This is a genomic window from uncultured Roseovarius sp., assembly GCF_963972555.1.
GTDB classification, from domain to species: domain Bacteria; phylum Pseudomonadota; class Alphaproteobacteria; order Rhodobacterales; family Rhodobacteraceae; genus Roseovarius; species Roseovarius mucosus.
Genome location: NZ_CAXAUM010000014.1, coordinates 1 through 14,887 on the forward strand (window position 1 = coordinate 1; position 14,887 = coordinate 14,887).

Below are 14,887 nucleotides of genomic sequence, written 5' to 3' on the forward strand. Positions count from 1 at the left end.
GGCTCAGGCTCAGGCTCAGGCTCAGGCTCAGGCTCAGGCTCAGGCTCAGGCTCAGGCTCAGGCTCAGAAAACTCTAACGATTCGGAAGGGGCGGCAAGCGCCGTTTCCTCTTGCGCAATCTCGTCTTGCGCAGGCGCTTCAGGCTCGGGCGTATCGGCAACCTGCGGCACCTCATCGTCCGCCTCGGCCTCCATCTCGGCCCGGCGGGCAGCGCGGCGGCGCATGTACTCTTCATGGCGTTTGAGGGTCATGACAGCACCCCATGACACAGCCCCGCGCCGGGGCGCGTGCCTGTGGGTTTGCCGGGGGTGGCCTGTCCTGCCATTGCAAGGTCTCCTGCCTGTTGGCACAGATATGCCCGGCAATTCCGGCAACAATGCGACCAAAACTTAGGGATTGTATGCCGCCGGTTCATATCTCAAAAGCCAAGCAACCCGGCGCGATCCACGGCCTCTTGCAGGAATTCCTCACGGTTCGACACCGGCGTCCAGCCCAACAAGGCCTTGGGTTTGGTATTGTCGAACTGAGCGTAATGCGCCCGCGACTGCCAATCGCGCAAGGAGGCGCGGATCACGCCGGGGCGGCGCAGGGCATGGGTCTTGAGCGCCGATTTGACCGCATCCGCCGCCCACATCGTCGTCAGATTGCCGGAACTCACGCGAATTCGCGCTCCAAGCCGCATATGGATCGCGTTGAAGTAACTGCGCGCCGTCAGGGGCACATCGCCCACAAGGTTAAAGGATTGGCCCGGCGCGGCCATGCTTTCGCCCATGCGGATAAGCCCGTCGGATACATCCCCAATCAGCACGAAGGGCAGCGGGTTGTCCCCCGACCCCCAGAGCCGCACCGCCCCCGCCCCGTGCCATCGCCCGATGCCCCAATGCTGCAACGGCCCTCCTTGTCCGACCACGATGCCGGGCCGCGCGATGGTCAGCGGCAGACCATGGTCACGTGCCATCTCCCACAGCCGCCGCTCGCATTCCGCCTTGGAGCGGGCGTAGAGATTGCGGTCGGTCATATCCTGCGCGAAGGGCGTCGATTCAGCGATCACCGTTTGCGGGTTGGACATGTCATAAGACGCAATCGTCCCGGTATAGACAAAACGCTTGACCCCAGCCGCCTGTGCTGCCCGCGCAATGCGGTCGGACACGGCCACATCGTTTTCCAGACAATCCTCCCATGTCGTGCCCAAAGCACGGGCAAGGTTGTAGACAACGTCAATGCCCTGCATTGCTTGGCATAGCCCCGCCTCATCACGCAAGCTGACTGCGCAGGTCTCGACGCTCTCGGGCAGGTCGTCAAACGGGCCATGCGCCCCACGCGACAGCACCCGCACATCCTGTCCCCGCGCGACGAGCCTGCGCGTGAGGTCACGACCCAGAAACCCGGTGCCACCGATGACAAGGGCGGTGGGATTTGGCCTGCGCCGGGGCTTGGGCGGGATCCAAGTCTCGCGGCCCTGATCGGGCATAAGGGCAATCGCCGCGTCAATCGCACGCATCACCCCCTCTGCGGCCGCCCCGTCAAACCGCGTATCCAGGGGCTTGCCGTCGCGGATGGCACCATAAAACGCCTCGAATGTGCCGGCAAAGCCGAGGGCATAGGGCGATTTTCTGTTCAGCGATCCAATTTGCCGCGCGGCATTGCCAAGGCCTTCGCGCAGATGCCCCCATGCCCCGCCCATTTGGCGCAGAAAAGGGTTGAGGACCAGATCAGCAGTGTTCTCATGGCTGACGCTCAGCACATCGGCGGCATAATCCAGCCGTGCCAGCCCCGAGGACCCGCGCAACGTAACAGAGCGGTCATCGACGCTCTCGACCAATTGCATGTTGAATGCGATATCGACGCCGCCCGCCTCTGCGGTGATCCGCCAGCTTTGCGGCCGCGTCCCCGCACCCAGCAGCGCGACCGGCTTGCCCAGATAGAGCCCGGTGACGGTGACAGGACCAAAGAGGTCATGGGCAAAGGCAAAAAGATGCGGTCCAAGCTCCAATAACAGGTTGCGCGGCTCCCGCATAAGCCAGAGGCCATAGGGACCAGAACGCAAGGGGGCGAGGGGCAAGGCCCATGTGATCTCGGCGCTCGAAATACGGCCTAAGTCACCCCGTGCAATCTGCTGCTTGAGCCGTTGATAGCTGGGCAGCCCGAGGAAATTGTGACCGACGGCAAAATGGCGATCTGCCGCCCGCGCTGCATTGGCAATTCCGGCGGTTTCGTCCCCCGAGAGGGCCACCGGCTTTTCCACCAACACATGCAGCCCCGCCGCCAAACATTTGCGTGCCAGCTCCGCGTGGCTATCTGGGGGTGTCAAGATATGCACAGCCTCGACCGTTCCGCTGGCAATCAGATCGTCGAGCGCGGAAAAGGCCCGCGCTCCATACGCCGCCGCCAACCCATCGGCGGCCGAGGCCGACAAATCACAAACCGCCGACAGGCGCGCACTCGGTGTCAGTTTCAACGCCCCCGCGTGCCAGCCCGCGATATATCCCGCACCGATGAGACCCACGTTGATCCGTTTATCCACCATGAAAATTGCTCACTTATATTCGATGATCCGCATTGCCGCACCCCGCCGCTTGCGCAAGCGATAAGTGAGCATGCCAATCAGGTTTGGAAATTTGGACAGGCTGAGAAAGACCGCCTGATGCAGCGCCGCCCGTGGGGCCATTCCAGACTTGCGCAATCCCTGCGCCGTCTTGACATATGATATCGCGTAAGCGGCCACCACGGCCACCAAAAGCGGAAACCAGAAGAACCCCGCGAAAGCCAACAGAGGCAGGACCAGGCCATAGCCCCAGACTCGCGCCCTCTCCCGCGCGAAGTAGCCGGGGTGCATATCCCCAACTTGCGCGAACCCATGCCCCGTCCGCACAGCGCGCCGCCACCATTGCCCAAAGGTCCGCATCGCGGCATCGTGGCGGGTCATCGGGTGCGGCAAACGGATCAGGTGCCACCCTGCCTTGCGCAGGCGTTGGCAAAATTCGTCATCCTCGGCGGCGATAATTGACCCGTCAAAGCCGCCGACCTCTTGATAGGCTGCAACGCGAACCATCATGTCGCCGCCACAAGCGGTAATTTCTCCTGCCGGTCGGTGCCATTCATGCTCGCACAGCGCATTATAAACCGAAGCGTTCGGATGAATTTCCGAGCGCCAGCCGGTAACAAGGCCAATGCTGTCATCCGCCATCAATGCGGCAACAGCCCGGTCGATCCAGCCCGGCACCACGATGCAATCCCCGTCGATGAATTGCACTGCATCGGGCAGGTCCGGGGCCAGAGCGGCAAAACCCGCGTTGCGCGCCCGCGCGGCGGTAAAGGGCATGGTTGTGTCCAACTCCACCACCTCGGCCCCTGCCGCCCGCGCCGCCGCCACGCTGCCGTCGGTCGAGCCGCTATCGACATAAACCACCCGCAGCCCCTGCCCGCTGAGCGAGGCCAGGCTTGCAACAAGGCGCACACCCTCATTACGCCCAATCAGAACAACCGCAATGCGCAGGGTCATGTGGTGGCCTTTGGTCGGAGGGATTTAGGCGGAACACCCGCGGAGTAGCCTGCAAAGAGCGCGGCAAGCCATGCCGCCTCGTGATCCGAGGCGAACTCGACCTCAACCCGCAGCCGTCCCGCCTCGCCCACGTCTCGGCACAGGTGCTTATCGTACAGCAAGCGCTCAATTGCCGCTTGGAGGGCATGGACATCACCGGGGGGCACCAAGAGACCACTCACACCGTCCTCGACCAGTTCCGGCACGCCCGCGATACGCGTTGTCACGACCGGCACCCGCGCCGCCATCGCTTCCATCAGCACGACCGGCACGCCTTCGGCAAAGCTGGGCAGGACAAGAGCCGTCGCCGTGCGCAGCAGGTCCGCCACCTCGGCCTGAGATTTGTAACCTGCAAAGGTGATACGCGACGTTAGGCCCATTTCGCGGGCACGCCGCTCCAGTGACGCGCGCTCTGGCCCGTCGCCCACCAGCGTCAGGTGCAGCGCGGGATGATCCGGGCTCAAGTCACGCAGGACGTCAAAGAGCATCGGCACGCCTTTGACTGCCGCCAGACGGCCCACAAAGAGCAATTGCGCCGGGGCAGGCGTGGCGGGGAGGTCATAGCGCGCGGGATCAACTCCGCAATGGACGATATGCAACTTGTGCCAATGCCGGGGGTCGGAAAAGGCCATCGCCTGCGAGCGGGCGAAATGGCTGATACAGACGACAAAGCGCGCGCGGGCAATCTTTTCATCCAATCGCCAGCGATAGGGTTCGTAAAAGATATCCGGCCCGTGCAGCGTGAAGCTATAGGGAATGCCTGACATTTCGGACATGAGCATCGCCACCGTGCAGCTCGATTTGGCGATGTGGTTGTGCAGATGCGTCAGGCCACGGGCGCGCAGATGCTGCGCCAGAACGGCAGCCTCGGCAAGATAGATGAACTGGTATAGCGTCGCCTTGATCCCCCCGGGGCTGGTGCTCCACGCTAGGCGCAGGGCACGCAGCCACGCCCCCGGCCTGCGCCACGCCGCCAGATGCGCCGCGATCAGGTGGCGGGGCGAAAGGGCGGTTTCCAATACGTGAAATGTCCCCGCCGCCTCGGCCCGTTGCTCGGGTCCGGTGTGATGTTCGGCCCCGGTGCGGCGGATCGAACATGTTTCGACCATGAGCCCCCGCGCGCGCAGCGCCGCCACCTCGCGCTGGATGAAGGTATCGGTGGCGCGCGGATACTCGCCGGTCAGATACGCGATGCGCAGGCTCATGCCGCCCCCTCCTGCGCCCGCGCGAGGGCGGTGTCGAAATCATCCTGCGGCACCCAGCCAAGCGCCAACTCCGCCGCCGTGATGTCATAGCGAACCGGTCGCATCCGTGCGCGCAGGACGGCAGGGCGCAAGAGACCTGGCACGCGCGCGCCAAGTGGTGAGAGAAGCCATGCCAAGGGTGCTACCATCCGCCAGTTGAACGGCAGCACATGGCGCGGCCAGCCTGTGCGTCGCAGCGCTGCGACGTATCGCGCCCGCGTGGGCCGATCCGCCCCGAGGATATTGAGCGCCCGCCCCTCGCCCGCTGTCTCTGCCGCCAGAACAAAGGCGCGGGCGCAATCCGTGAGCGACACCACCGGCACCTCGCCCCCCCGCTCCATCAGTATGAGCGTGCCGCCCATCCCCGGCCCCAGATGCGCGGTCATCACCCGATCCGGCCCAAGGATCGCGCCGGGACGCAGGATCGTATGGCGAAGGCCGCTGCTACGCATCAAATCTTCCTGTACCAGCTTGGCGCGGGCATAGGCATCGCGCCGCTCCGGTCGATCCTCAAGCGGCGTGGCCTCGGTGACAACGCCCGACGCATCGGCGCTGTAGACGGCAATGGAGCTGGCCAGCACCAGACGTGGCGGAAGGGGCTGCGCCTGCATGGCGGCAATGAGGCGACGCGTGGCACTAAGCGTATCGCGCGACTGCACGGCCCAAACCCCGGAAAGAGAGCCCGCCAGATGGATCACGCACTCTATCCCGTCCAGAAACCCGCTAAGGTCCCCTTTTGCCAGATCGACTTCGGCGCGCGTCACTTGGCGCACCGTGTGCCCTCGCGCGCGGGCTTCTGCAACCACAGCGCTGCCCAGAAACCCACCTGCGCCCGTAACAAGAAGGTTCAGACCCATGCCGCAACCTCCATCGGGGCACAGCGGCTCTCGATCTCCACCACGCCACTGGGGCCCTGAAGGGCCAGCGTCACCTCGGTCAGGTGCAGCGCCATGGCGTTGGTCAACCGACAGGCGCGCCCTTCGGCCAGAGCCGCCAACATCTCGGCTGGACCAAGCGCGAAGTTCATCGACGCCGCCCCCCACCTCCCCACCTTGGGATGCGAGGGGCCACGCGCGCGGATGCGCCGCGCGAATGGGTGCTCGATCAGCCTGCGCCGCAGCGTGAAACGGCGGTGAAATCGCACGGCTGCGGCATTGTTCCACACCTCGCGCACCTGCAAAACGCCGGTGTCTCCAAACACCCGCAGCCGGTGATCATGGGAGGCCACAATCGAGCAGGTGAGCCGCGCCATCGGACCTGTCTCGAAATGCAGCGTGGAAACCGAAACATCGGGCGCATGCGCGCCACCAGGCTTGTCCGGAATAACCTCGGCAGAGGCCGACACCACCCGCGTCACGCTGCCGAACATGGCGATGAGCCAGCTCAGCACATAGCCCGCGTGCTCCAGCGTGCAGCCAACCGCGAATTCATCGGCATGAGGCCACGGTGCTCCGCTCTCACTCTGCCATTTGGCGAAGGGGGCTTGGGGGATGAACCCGTCGTCCATCTCGGCATAGATCAGCCGCGGCGTGCCCGCCAACCCGCGCCGCACCGCGCCGATCAGCACCTGCGCCGCCTCGCCCAACACAGATGAAGGCGCCGAGGCCAGCATCAGCCCACGCGCCTCTGCCAAATCATGCAGGGCGCGGGCCTGCGACAGCTCCAGCGTCAGGGGCTTTTCGCTCCACACATGATGTCCCGCCTCCAGACAGGCGCGGCTCACGGCATAATGCGACGAAGGGTTCGTGAGGTTCAGCACAACATCGTCAGGACCAAGCCGCGCCAAAAGCGCCGCAAGCGTCGGTTCAACCACAACATCCCAGTGCGCCGCAAAAGCGGCCAGTCGCGCCGGGTCATGGTCGTGGACTGCGATCACGGCAATCTCGGGATGGGCCGCGAGCGACCGCATGTAGAGATCGGCCACGAATCCGCAGCCTACCAGCGCCACGCGCCCCAGCCTTGCCTCTCGGCTGCTGTTCTCTTTGCCCTCTACCTGCATCATTGCCCCTGTGTCTCGTCCTCTGGATAATCACAGGATCATGGCGAGAATCTGACCATTTCCCTACGGTTTCAAGCCTTTGCGCGCGCCCGACGGAACGCGGGCACAGGTATTGGCCGCAGTGCCGTCAAAGCCGCGCAATTTCGCCCTAGTGTCACCACGGGTCACAGTTGATATAGCATTAAAGGCCGCGACTGTCGCAGGGGGTTCGGGTGAAATTTCACATTCAGGATCAGGTGATACGGGTTGCGCCCCGCGATACCCCACGCCTGCTGTCTGTCCTGAGCGAGCGGTTGCGCGCGCGGCGTGGCTTTGCCTTGGCAACGCTCAATCTCGACCATCTGGTGAAGTTGCGTCGCGATCCTGCGTTTCTGGCGGCCTATATGCAGCATAATCTGGTGGTTGCGGATGGGAACCCGGTGGTTTGGCTCTCGCGCATTGCCGGGCGTCCAGTGGGGCTGGTGCCGGGGGCGGATATGGTGGTGCCAATTGCACGCCTGGCGGCTGAGGCGGGGGTCAGCGTGGCCCTTGTGGGGAGCACCGAAGATGCCCTGCGCGCCGCAGGCGAGGGGCTCTGCGCCCGCGTGCCGGGGCTGGTGATCGCCGCGCGGGTCGCGCCGCCCATGGGGTTCGATCCGGCGGGCCAACAGGGGGCCGAGGTGATCGCCGCGCTGCGCGCCTCTGGCGCGGGGCTCTGCCTTTTGGCGCTTGGCGCGCCCAGGCAAGAGATTCTCGCCGCGCGCGCCCATACCGCTCTCCCGCAAATGGGCTTTGCCAGCATCGGGGCCGGGCTCGATTTCATCGCAGGGGTACAGTCGCGTGCACCTCTTTGGATGCGACGTCTGGCGCTTGAATGGCTGTGGCGCGCGCTCACAAGCCCGCGTCGGATGCTGCCGCGCTATGCGCGCTGTGCGGCTATTCTGCCGGGCTTGATAATTGCGGCGTGGCGTCTGCGCGGCTGACGCTCTGCCGACGCGGACCAAACAGCGCCGCAAGCCCAAGGATCACGCCCGAGACCGTGGCAATCATGCCGGCCGCGCTGACTGCATTGTCATAGCCCAGCCAGAGCGGACCATAACCCGCCAATACATAGCCCAAGACGGCCGACAGTGTGGCAAAGACAACGCTCCACGCCACCTGACGCCCCAAGCGGTCCGTCATCAGCCGGGCACTTGCGGGCGGGCAGATGAACATCGCGATCACGATGATCGAACCCACCGCGTCAAAGGCAGCCACCGCCGACACAGCCGCCACTGCCACCAATGCCAACCCTAAAATGGCTGTGGGGATGCCCATGGCGCGGGCGAACCCCTCGTCAAAGGTGGCAATCACCAGCGGTCGCCACAGCACCGCAATAAAGAGCGCGGTGCAGAGCAACACCGCGCCCATGCGCCCCAATTCGGGCGGCAGTCCAGCCAAGGCCGCCGGATCAGTCAGCGCCCCCCAGCCGTAACCATCCAGCCAGATCAGGCTTTCGAGATTGCCGTAGAGGGCGTGTTGCACATCGAGATGCACGCCGGACGCAGCGCTTTGTTCCAAGAGCAGCACACCGCCCGCAAACATGGCGGTAAAGACCACGCCCATCGCCGCCCCCGGCTCGATCCGGCCCAAGCGGCGGATTGTCTCGATCAGGATGACAGCCACCAGCGCCGCCGCGGCCGCCCCCAACATCATCGGTCCGGTGGCAACCATCCCGGTGACAAGGAACCCGGCCACGATCCCCGGCAACACCACATGGCTGATCGCATCGCCGATCAGCGCCTGCCGCCGCAAAAGCAGGAAGTTCCCCGGCAGCGCACAGGCCACCGCCGCCGCAATGCCAATCAGCAGCGGCGTGAGCGACAGCATAACAAAATCCTGTCCCATCACACCGCCCCCTCTGGCCCAAGCCCCCGGTCAAGGGCTGCAATCTGATCTCCTGTCAGCACCTCGTCCAACGGTGTCAGCCCGTCATAGCGTGCCGCTGCCGCCTCGAACGCAGGGTCAGAGCGCAGGATTTGCCAACGCCGCTCGTCCAGGCGCGCGCGTGCCGCCATGGCGCGCCCTGCCTCAGTCGCAACCCCGTCCGCCCGCGCCAGCCCGGCCCGGCGCATCAGGCGCAGGGTCAGCGGTTCATAAACCGGCTGCCCGGCCCCCAGCGCCAACAATCCCTGCCGCAGATGCACTCGCCGCTGAAACCGCATATGCCGTACCGACGCCGCAAGCACGCCACGCCCCGGTGCCACCAAGAGCGACAGCACGAACAGCGCAAAGGCCGCCAACACAATGAGCGGTCCGGTGGGCAGGTCCGGCGCCGTTGCAGAAACCGCGGCCCCAAGATAGCCCGCCAGCCCGCCAATGATCCCTGCAATGACCACCACATTACCTGCACGTTCGGACCAGAACCTCGCCGCCACCGGCGGAATGATCAAGAGCGCCACGATGAGCACGAGGCCCACCACCTTGAGTCCGGTCACGGTGATGGCCAGCGCCAGCCCCATCATCGCCAGATCGACATGCGCAAGCCGCATCCCCTGCCCCACCGCATATTCTGGATCAAACGCCACGAGGATCATGGGCCGATGCAAGAGTCGCACCAGCGCCAGCACCAGAGCGCCGCCTGCCGCAATCGTCACCGCCTCATCGCGCAGCATGCCCGCCGTGGCCCCAAGGAGAAAGGTCTCAAGCCCTGCCTGTCGCCCGGCATCCATCACCTGCACCACCGTCAGCAACACGACGCCAAAGCCAAAAAAGACCGACAGCACTGCACCAATCGCCGCGTCCTCGTGCAGTCGCGTGCGCGTCTTCAGCCATGTGACGGCGAGAAGGCCAAGCCCCGCCGACAGCGCCGCCCCCAGCATGAGACCGGGCAGAAACCGGCCCTCGCCGCCAAGCGTCACCATCACCATGAATCCGAGCACGACACCGGGCAGGGTGGCATGACTGATCGCATCCGACACCAGCGCACGCTTGCTAAGATAGAGATAGGTGCCTGTGGCCCCCGCCCCCACGCCCAGCATCATCGCCCCCAGCGTGACCAGCGTGGCGTTGTACCCCAATTGCAGCGTCAGAGCGTCCCAGAGCATGCTCAACCCGCCGCCGCGCCACCCATTTGCGCGAGCGCCAGCCGACCGCCATAGGCGGTTTGCAAATGGTCCGGGGTAAACACCTCGGCCACCGGTCCTTCGGCAATTGCGGTGGTGTTGATGAGAAACACACGGTCGAAATAATCTGCCACCGTGGCCAGATCGTGATGCACGGCAATCACCGTCTTGCCCTCGGCTCGAAGCCCGTGCAGCACCGCAATGATTGCCTTTTCCGTGGCCGCATCGACCCCGGCAAAGGGCTCGTCCAAGAGATACAGATCCGCCTCTTGCGCCAAGGCCCGCGCCAGAAACACGCGCTGTTGCTGCCCGCCCGAAAGCTGCCCGATCTGGCGATGGGCGAAGCCCGCCATCCCGACCCGCTCGAGACTGGCCACGGCGCGGGCGCGGTGGCTCGCCCGGATCCGCCCCAAGAGGCCCAATTCGCGGGAGAGACCCATCATCACGACATCGAGCACGCGAGCCGGGAAATCCCAATCCACACTGGCGCGCTGTGGCACATAGGCAATCCGCGCGCGCCGCTCGTTCAGCGGACGGCCCAGGCTTGTGACCTGCCCTGACAATGGCCGTATGATCCCGAGCGCCGCCTTGAGCAGCGTCGATTTGCCCGCACCATTCGGTCCGACGATAGCTGTCATCTGACCAGGCCGAAAACTGACATCAACGGAGAAAACCGCAGGCTTTTCACCATAGGACACTGTCAGACCCCGGATCGACAGAGGGCTGTCAGTATCGGGTGCGGGCCGTGATCCGACCAGTTCCAATGGCATTCTCATCCCCCTGCTGACAGGTTGCCATCCATGCCCCGCGCCGGGGCGGTGCCGCCCAATGCAGCGGCGATGGTGGTTACATTATGGTCGATCATGCCCAGATAGCTACCCTCATAGGTGCCGGGCGTGCCCATGGCATCCGAGAAAAGCTCGCCGCCGACGATCACCTCATGGCCCTGCGCCGCCGCTCCCTCGATCAGCGCGCGGATATTGCGATCCGAAACGGTGCTCTCGACAAACACCGCCCTGATTTGACGGCTGACCAACAGATCAACGAGATCACGGATACGCGCGAGACCGGCCTCGGATTCCGTGGACAGCCCCTGGATACCCTCGACGCGGTAGCCATAGGCGCGGCCAAAATAGCCAAAGGCATCATGCGCCGTGACCAGCACGCGGGCCGGTTCAGGCACAGAGGCCAAAACATCCTTTGCATAGATGCCCAGCCGCGCCAAATCGTCCTTGTAGCGCGCGGCATTGGCAACAAAGAGCTGCGCACTCTCTGGTCTTGCGGCACTCAGCGCTTCGGTGATGCGGTCCACCACCGCGCCCCATAGCTCCGGCACCATCCAGACGTGAGGATCGTAGCGCCCCTCGTAATCCTCATGCGCGATGCGCGCGCTCTCCGGTACCGCCTCGCCAACGGCAACGACCGGCGACCGCGCCGCCAGCTTGAGGAGAAACTCCTCCATCTGCGCCTCGAGATAGAGACCGTGCCAGAGCACCAGATCGGCTCGCGCGAGCGCTGCAATATCGCTGCGGGTCTGACGATAGGAGTGCGGATCAATCCCCGGCCCCATGAGGGCGCGCACCTGCACGTGGTCACCGCCCACAACGCGGGCCGCATCTGCAATCATGCCGGTGGTGGCGACCACCTCTAACGGGGCGGTTTGGGCAAAGGCTGGACGCGAGGTCAGCGCCACGGCACCCAGCGCAAGGCCAAGCGCGCGGCGGCGGGTCAGTGAGGGAAGAGATTTCATAGACTGCAACATGAGAATGAATATGAGAATTATTCGCAACAAGTCAAGGTCCCTCCAGCCGATTGATCCCCCTCTTCTTTCATGCCACCGTCGCGACAGAGGCACGAGGGAGGGAACCACCATGCAGGGCCAGATGATGCATCGGCCGCTCAGGATCATCGACATCCTGTTGCACGCCGCCGAAGCGCATGCTGCCGAAGGCATCGTGTCCGCACGGGTCGAGGGCGATCTCCACCGCCAGACCTATCCGCAAACGCTGGCGCGGGCGGCGCAGCTGGCGCAGGCGCTTACATCACTGGGTGTAGAACCGGGCGACCGGATCGGCACGCTGGCATGGAACGGACACCGGCATTTCGAGCTGTATTATGGGATTTCGGGCATCGGTGCGGTGTGCCACACTCTCAATCCACGGCTGTCACGCGAACAATTGCTCTATATCATCGCCCATGCCGGCGACCGGATCTTGTTTCTCGATCTCACCTTTGTGCCGCTGATCGAGGCGCTCTTGCCCGACTTGCCATCCGACCTGCGCTTTGTCATCCTGACCGACCGCGCGCACATGCCCGACTGCGCCTTTGACGCGCTCTGCTACGAAGAGTTGCTCGCGGCTCAGTCCCCCGTTTTTGACTGGCCCAGCTTTCCCGAAGAGATCGCCGCTGGCCTTTGCTACACCTCCGGCACGACCGGCAACCCCAAGGGCGCGCTCTACACCCACCGCTCCACGCTCTTGCATGCTCTGCAAGTGCCGCTATGCCAGACCTCCAGCTTTCGCGCCGGGGCGCGAGCACTGCCCGTGGTGCCGCTTTTTCACGTCAACGCGTGGGGACTGCCCTATGTCGCGCCGCTCACTGGCATGACTCTGGTGATGCCAGGGCCAAACCTTGACGGTGCCAGCCTCTTTCGCCTGATGGACGCAGAGAGTGTCTATTCCGCCTGGGGCGTGCCCACGGTTTGGGCGGGGCTGCTGGCGGAAATCAAGGCAAAGGGGCGCATTCCCACAGGCTTTGCCGATCTGGTGGTCGGCGGCTCGGCCATGCCGCGCGTTATGATCGAGGCCTATGAGACACGCGGCGTCGTGGTTTCGCAGGCCTGGGGCATGACCGAAACCAGTCCCATCGGCGCTTATGGCGTTCTTTCGCCGGAGATGCAGACTGCACCGCTGGCAGAGCGTATCGCCGCCAAATGCTGCGCCGGGCGGCGCCTCTTTGGAGTGGAGTACAAGATCGTCGATGACGCCGGCCAACGCCTGCCGCATGACGGACAGGCGGCGGGCGAACTCTTCATTCGCGGCAATACCGTCATCAGCGGATATTTCGAGAACCCCGAGGCCACGCGCGCTGCGATGGATGCCGAGGGCTGGTTTGGCACTGGCGACGTCGCCTCGGTCAGCCCCGAAGGGCGGCTCACGATCCGAGACCGGTCCAAGGACCTTGTGAAATCGGGGGGCGAATGGATCAGTTCGATTGATCTGGAAAACGCCGCCCTCTCGCATCCCGGCATCGCCGCCTGTGCTGTGATCGCCGTACCGCATCCGAAATGGGATGAGCGCCCCGTCCTGGTTGCGGTGGCCGCAGGGGCAGAACGCCCTACGCTGGCAGAGGTCTGCACCCATATGGAAACGCATTTCGCCAAATGGCAATTGCCTGACGATCTGCTTTGGGTCGAGGCGCTGCCGTTGACCGCCACGGGCAAGGTCTCGAAGCTCACGTTGCGCGAGCAGTTTGGGGACTACATCCACCCCGACCTGCGCGGGGACGATGCATGAGCACGCTTGATACCGATGCCGTCGCGACATGGCTTGCCGCGCATCTGCCGGGCTTCGAAGGGCCGCTTACTGCACAGAAATTCAGCGGCGGGCAATCCAACCCGACCTACCGCCTGACAACGCCCAAGTGCTCTTATGTCCTGCGCCGCAAACCGCCCGGCGTGCTCTTGAAATCCGCCCATGCGGTCGAGCGCGAATTCCGCGTACAGCGCGCGCTCTACGGCACATCCGTCCCCGTCGCCCGGATGCACCTTTTGTGCGAGGATGAGCGTGTCATCGGCACGCCCTTTTACATCATGGACGAGGTCAAGGGCCGCACCTTTGATGCCCCCGCGATGCCCGGCCTCTCTGCGCCCGAACGCCACGCTATCATCGACGAGATGAACCGCGTTCTCGCCACGATCCACAACGTGGACCTCGTGCAAACCGGCCTCACGGATTATGGCCCCTCTGGCAATTACTATCGCCGTCAGGTGGACCGCTGGTGCGCGCAATATACTGCCACCGCCACCGAGGACCTGCCCGACATGACCGCCCTCATGGCATGGCTTGATGCACGTATTCCCGACGATGACGGGCAACGCACGCTGGTGCATGGCGACTACCGGCTCGACAATCTGCTTTTCGAACACGGCGGCACCGCCTGCGCCGCCGTACTGGATTGGGAGTTGTCCACGCTCGGCCACCCCTATGCCGATCTTGCCGCCGTGATCATGCAATGGTCGATGCCCGCAACCGCGGAGGGGCGCGGGTTGGCGGGAGTGGACCGTGCCGCCCTTGGTCTTTGGTCGGATGCGGAGTTTATCGCCCGCTATTGCGAACGACGCGGAATTGCCCCGATCGAGGGGTTCCATTTCTACCTCGCCTTCAGCTATTTCCGCATGGCGGCCATTCTGCAAGGCGTCAAGAAACGCGCTCTGGATGGCAACGCCTCGGACCCTGCACGCGGCTTGCGTCTTGGGGACTATGTGCCGGAATTCGCCCGCGCGGGCCTGTGCGCTACCAAGGACAAGACATGACACAAGACCTTGACCCAAACCTGCTCGAACCGCCCTCGGCGCTGCAAAGCCATCTTGGATATCGCCTGATTGCCTGGTCCAAGGACTTTGCGCGGCTGGAATTGCCGCTGGAACCGTTCCTGATGAACCGCCAAGGCTTGCCCCATGGCGGCATTCACGCGACCATGCTCGATACCGCCATGGGGTTTTCCGGGTGCTATACCGGCGATCCCGCGCGACAGCAGATGGCGCTCACCCTGTCGCTTACGGTCAACTATCTGGGGCAGGCTAACGGAAAGAAGCTGATCGCCGAGGCACGGCGCACGGGCGGCGGTAAATCCACCTATTTCGCTGAAGGCATGGTGTGGGATGATAACGGCACCCTCATCGCCACGGGCACGGGCGTATTTCGCTTGCGGCGAGATCACACGCAATAATCATAGATTATGATTACATTTAGTAAATCCAATTATTAATTATTAAAAGCATCTGTTACACCGCGCGAGG

The 14,887-nt window shown here is 64.2% G+C and carries 13 protein-coding genes and 1 pseudogene; 4 read left to right on the forward strand and 10 right to left on the reverse strand.

What is annotated here, in order from left to right; all coding sequences use genetic code 11:
- From AACZ65_RS13320 to AACZ65_RS13345, 6 genes and pseudogenes are all read right to left on the reverse strand, one after another.
- Positions 1-251, reverse strand: a pseudogene (locus AACZ65_RS13320) (hypothetical protein); the annotation flags it as partial.
- A 167-nt stretch (positions 252-418) separates the two neighbouring features.
- The gene (locus AACZ65_RS13325; protein ID WP_339671619.1) at positions 419-2,527 is read right to left on the reverse strand and encodes an NAD-dependent epimerase/dehydratase family protein; all 2,109 of its coding nucleotides are present in this window, start codon (positions 2,525-2,527) and stop codon (positions 419-421) included.
- Positions 2,528-2,536: 9 nt separating this feature from the next.
- Entirely contained in the window at positions 2,537-3,502 is a 966-nt protein-coding gene (locus AACZ65_RS13330; RefSeq protein WP_339671621.1) for a glycosyltransferase, read from the reverse strand.
- Positions 3,499-4,746 (reverse strand): glycosyltransferase, encoded by a 1,248-nt coding sequence (locus AACZ65_RS13335; protein ID WP_339671623.1) that lies wholly within the window; start codon positions 4,744-4,746, stop codon positions 3,499-3,501. Before AACZ65_RS13335 ends, AACZ65_RS13330 begins: the two co-directional genes overlap by 4 nt.
- Positions 4,743-5,642, reverse strand: coding sequence for an NAD(P)-dependent oxidoreductase (locus AACZ65_RS13340; RefSeq protein ID WP_339671625.1), 900 nt, complete (start codon positions 5,640-5,642; stop codon positions 4,743-4,745). The genes AACZ65_RS13335 and AACZ65_RS13340 overlap by 4 nt, the downstream gene beginning before the upstream one ends.
- Entirely contained in the window at positions 5,633-6,787 is a 1,155-nt protein-coding gene (locus tag AACZ65_RS13345) for a Gfo/Idh/MocA family oxidoreductase (RefSeq protein ID WP_339671627.1), read from the reverse strand. Before AACZ65_RS13345 ends, AACZ65_RS13340 begins: the two co-directional genes overlap by 10 nt.
- 209 nt (positions 6,788-6,996) lie before the next feature.
- Here AACZ65_RS13345 and AACZ65_RS13350 point away from each other — a divergent pair, with 209 nt between their 5' ends.
- On the forward strand, positions 6,997-7,746 hold the full coding sequence (locus AACZ65_RS13350; RefSeq protein WP_339671628.1) for a WecB/TagA/CpsF family glycosyltransferase: 750 nt from the start codon (positions 6,997-6,999) through the stop codon (positions 7,744-7,746).
- Here AACZ65_RS13350 and AACZ65_RS13355 read toward each other — a convergent pair.
- The 4 genes from AACZ65_RS13355 to AACZ65_RS13370 are packed head-to-tail and all read right to left on the reverse strand — an operon-like array spanning position 7,700 to position 11,617.
- A complete protein-coding gene (locus AACZ65_RS13355; RefSeq protein ID WP_339671629.1) occupies positions 7,700-8,650 on the reverse strand; it encodes a metal ABC transporter permease in 951 nt (316 codons plus the stop codon). The two genes, AACZ65_RS13350 and AACZ65_RS13355, sit on opposite strands and share 47 nt — an antisense overlap.
- Positions 8,650-9,849: a metal ABC transporter permease gene (locus AACZ65_RS13360; protein ID WP_339671631.1), complete on the reverse strand. Its 1,200-nt coding sequence runs from the start codon at positions 9,847-9,849 to the stop codon at positions 8,650-8,652. The genes AACZ65_RS13355 and AACZ65_RS13360 overlap by 1 nt, the downstream gene beginning before the upstream one ends.
- A 2-nt stretch (positions 9,850-9,851) precedes the next feature.
- Positions 9,852-10,643: a metal ABC transporter ATP-binding protein gene (locus tag AACZ65_RS13365; protein WP_339671633.1), complete on the reverse strand. Its 792-nt coding sequence runs from the start codon at positions 10,641-10,643 to the stop codon at positions 9,852-9,854.
- The gene (locus tag AACZ65_RS13370) at positions 10,640-11,617 is read right to left on the reverse strand and encodes a zinc ABC transporter substrate-binding protein (RefSeq protein ID WP_339671635.1); all 978 of its coding nucleotides are present in this window, start codon (positions 11,615-11,617) and stop codon (positions 10,640-10,642) included. Before AACZ65_RS13370 ends, AACZ65_RS13365 begins: the two co-directional genes overlap by 4 nt.
- A gap of 121 nt (positions 11,618-11,738) precedes the next feature.
- Between AACZ65_RS13370 and AACZ65_RS13375 the strand changes: the two genes are divergently transcribed.
- From AACZ65_RS13375 to AACZ65_RS13385, 3 genes are read left to right on the forward strand one after another with little or no spacing between them, the layout of a single operon-like run.
- A complete protein-coding gene (locus AACZ65_RS13375) occupies positions 11,739-13,382 on the forward strand; it encodes a long-chain fatty acid--CoA ligase (RefSeq protein ID WP_339671636.1) in 1,644 nt (547 codons plus the stop codon).
- On the forward strand, positions 13,379-14,401 hold the full coding sequence (locus tag AACZ65_RS13380) for a phosphotransferase family protein (protein ID WP_339671638.1): 1,023 nt from the start codon (positions 13,379-13,381) through the stop codon (positions 14,399-14,401). Before AACZ65_RS13375 ends, AACZ65_RS13380 begins: the two co-directional genes overlap by 4 nt.
- Positions 14,398-14,817 carry a PaaI family thioesterase gene (locus AACZ65_RS13385; RefSeq protein WP_339671640.1) on the forward strand — a complete coding sequence of 140 codons (420 nt, stop codon included), beginning with the start codon at positions 14,398-14,400 and terminating at the stop codon, positions 14,815-14,817. The genes AACZ65_RS13380 and AACZ65_RS13385 overlap by 4 nt, the downstream gene beginning before the upstream one ends.
- Positions 14,818-14,887 lie beyond the last annotated feature (70 nt).

Excerpts from the sequence above, each read along its gene's own strand:
- AACZ65_RS13325 (WP_339671619.1), bottom strand. The coding sequence starts at position 2,527 with ATGGTGGATAAACGGATCAACGTGGGTCTCATCGGTGCGGGATATATC.
- AACZ65_RS13330 (WP_339671621.1), bottom strand. The coding sequence starts at position 3,502 with ATGACCCTGCGCATTGCGGTTGTTCTGATTGGGCGTAATGAGGGTGTG.
- AACZ65_RS13335 (WP_339671623.1), bottom strand. The coding sequence starts at position 4,746 with ATGAGCCTGCGCATCGCGTATCTGACCGGCGAGTATCCGCGCGCCACC.
- AACZ65_RS13340 (WP_339671625.1), bottom strand. The coding sequence starts at position 5,642 with ATGGGTCTGAACCTTCTTGTTACGGGCGCAGGTGGGTTTCTGGGCAGC.
- AACZ65_RS13345 (WP_339671627.1), bottom strand. The coding sequence starts at position 6,787 with ATGATGCAGGTAGAGGGCAAAGAGAACAGCAGCCGAGAGGCAAGGCTG.
- AACZ65_RS13355 (WP_339671629.1), bottom strand. The coding sequence starts at position 8,650 with ATGGGACAGGATTTTGTTATGCTGTCGCTCACGCCGCTGCTGATTGGC.
- AACZ65_RS13360 (WP_339671631.1), bottom strand. The coding sequence starts at position 9,849 with ATGCTCTGGGACGCTCTGACGCTGCAATTGGGGTACAACGCCACGCTG.
- AACZ65_RS13365 (WP_339671633.1), bottom strand. The coding sequence starts at position 10,643 with ATGAGAATGCCATTGGAACTGGTCGGATCACGGCCCGCACCCGATACT.
- AACZ65_RS13370 (WP_339671635.1), bottom strand. The coding sequence starts at position 11,617 with ATGAAATCTCTTCCCTCACTGACCCGCCGCCGCGCGCTTGGCCTTGCG.
- AACZ65_RS13375 (WP_339671636.1), top strand. The coding sequence starts at position 11,739 with ATGCAGGGCCAGATGATGCATCGGCCGCTCAGGATCATCGACATCCTG.
- AACZ65_RS13380 (WP_339671638.1), top strand. The coding sequence starts at position 13,379 with ATGAGCACGCTTGATACCGATGCCGTCGCGACATGGCTTGCCGCGCAT.
- AACZ65_RS13385 (WP_339671640.1), top strand. The coding sequence starts at position 14,398 with ATGACACAAGACCTTGACCCAAACCTGCTCGAACCGCCCTCGGCGCTG.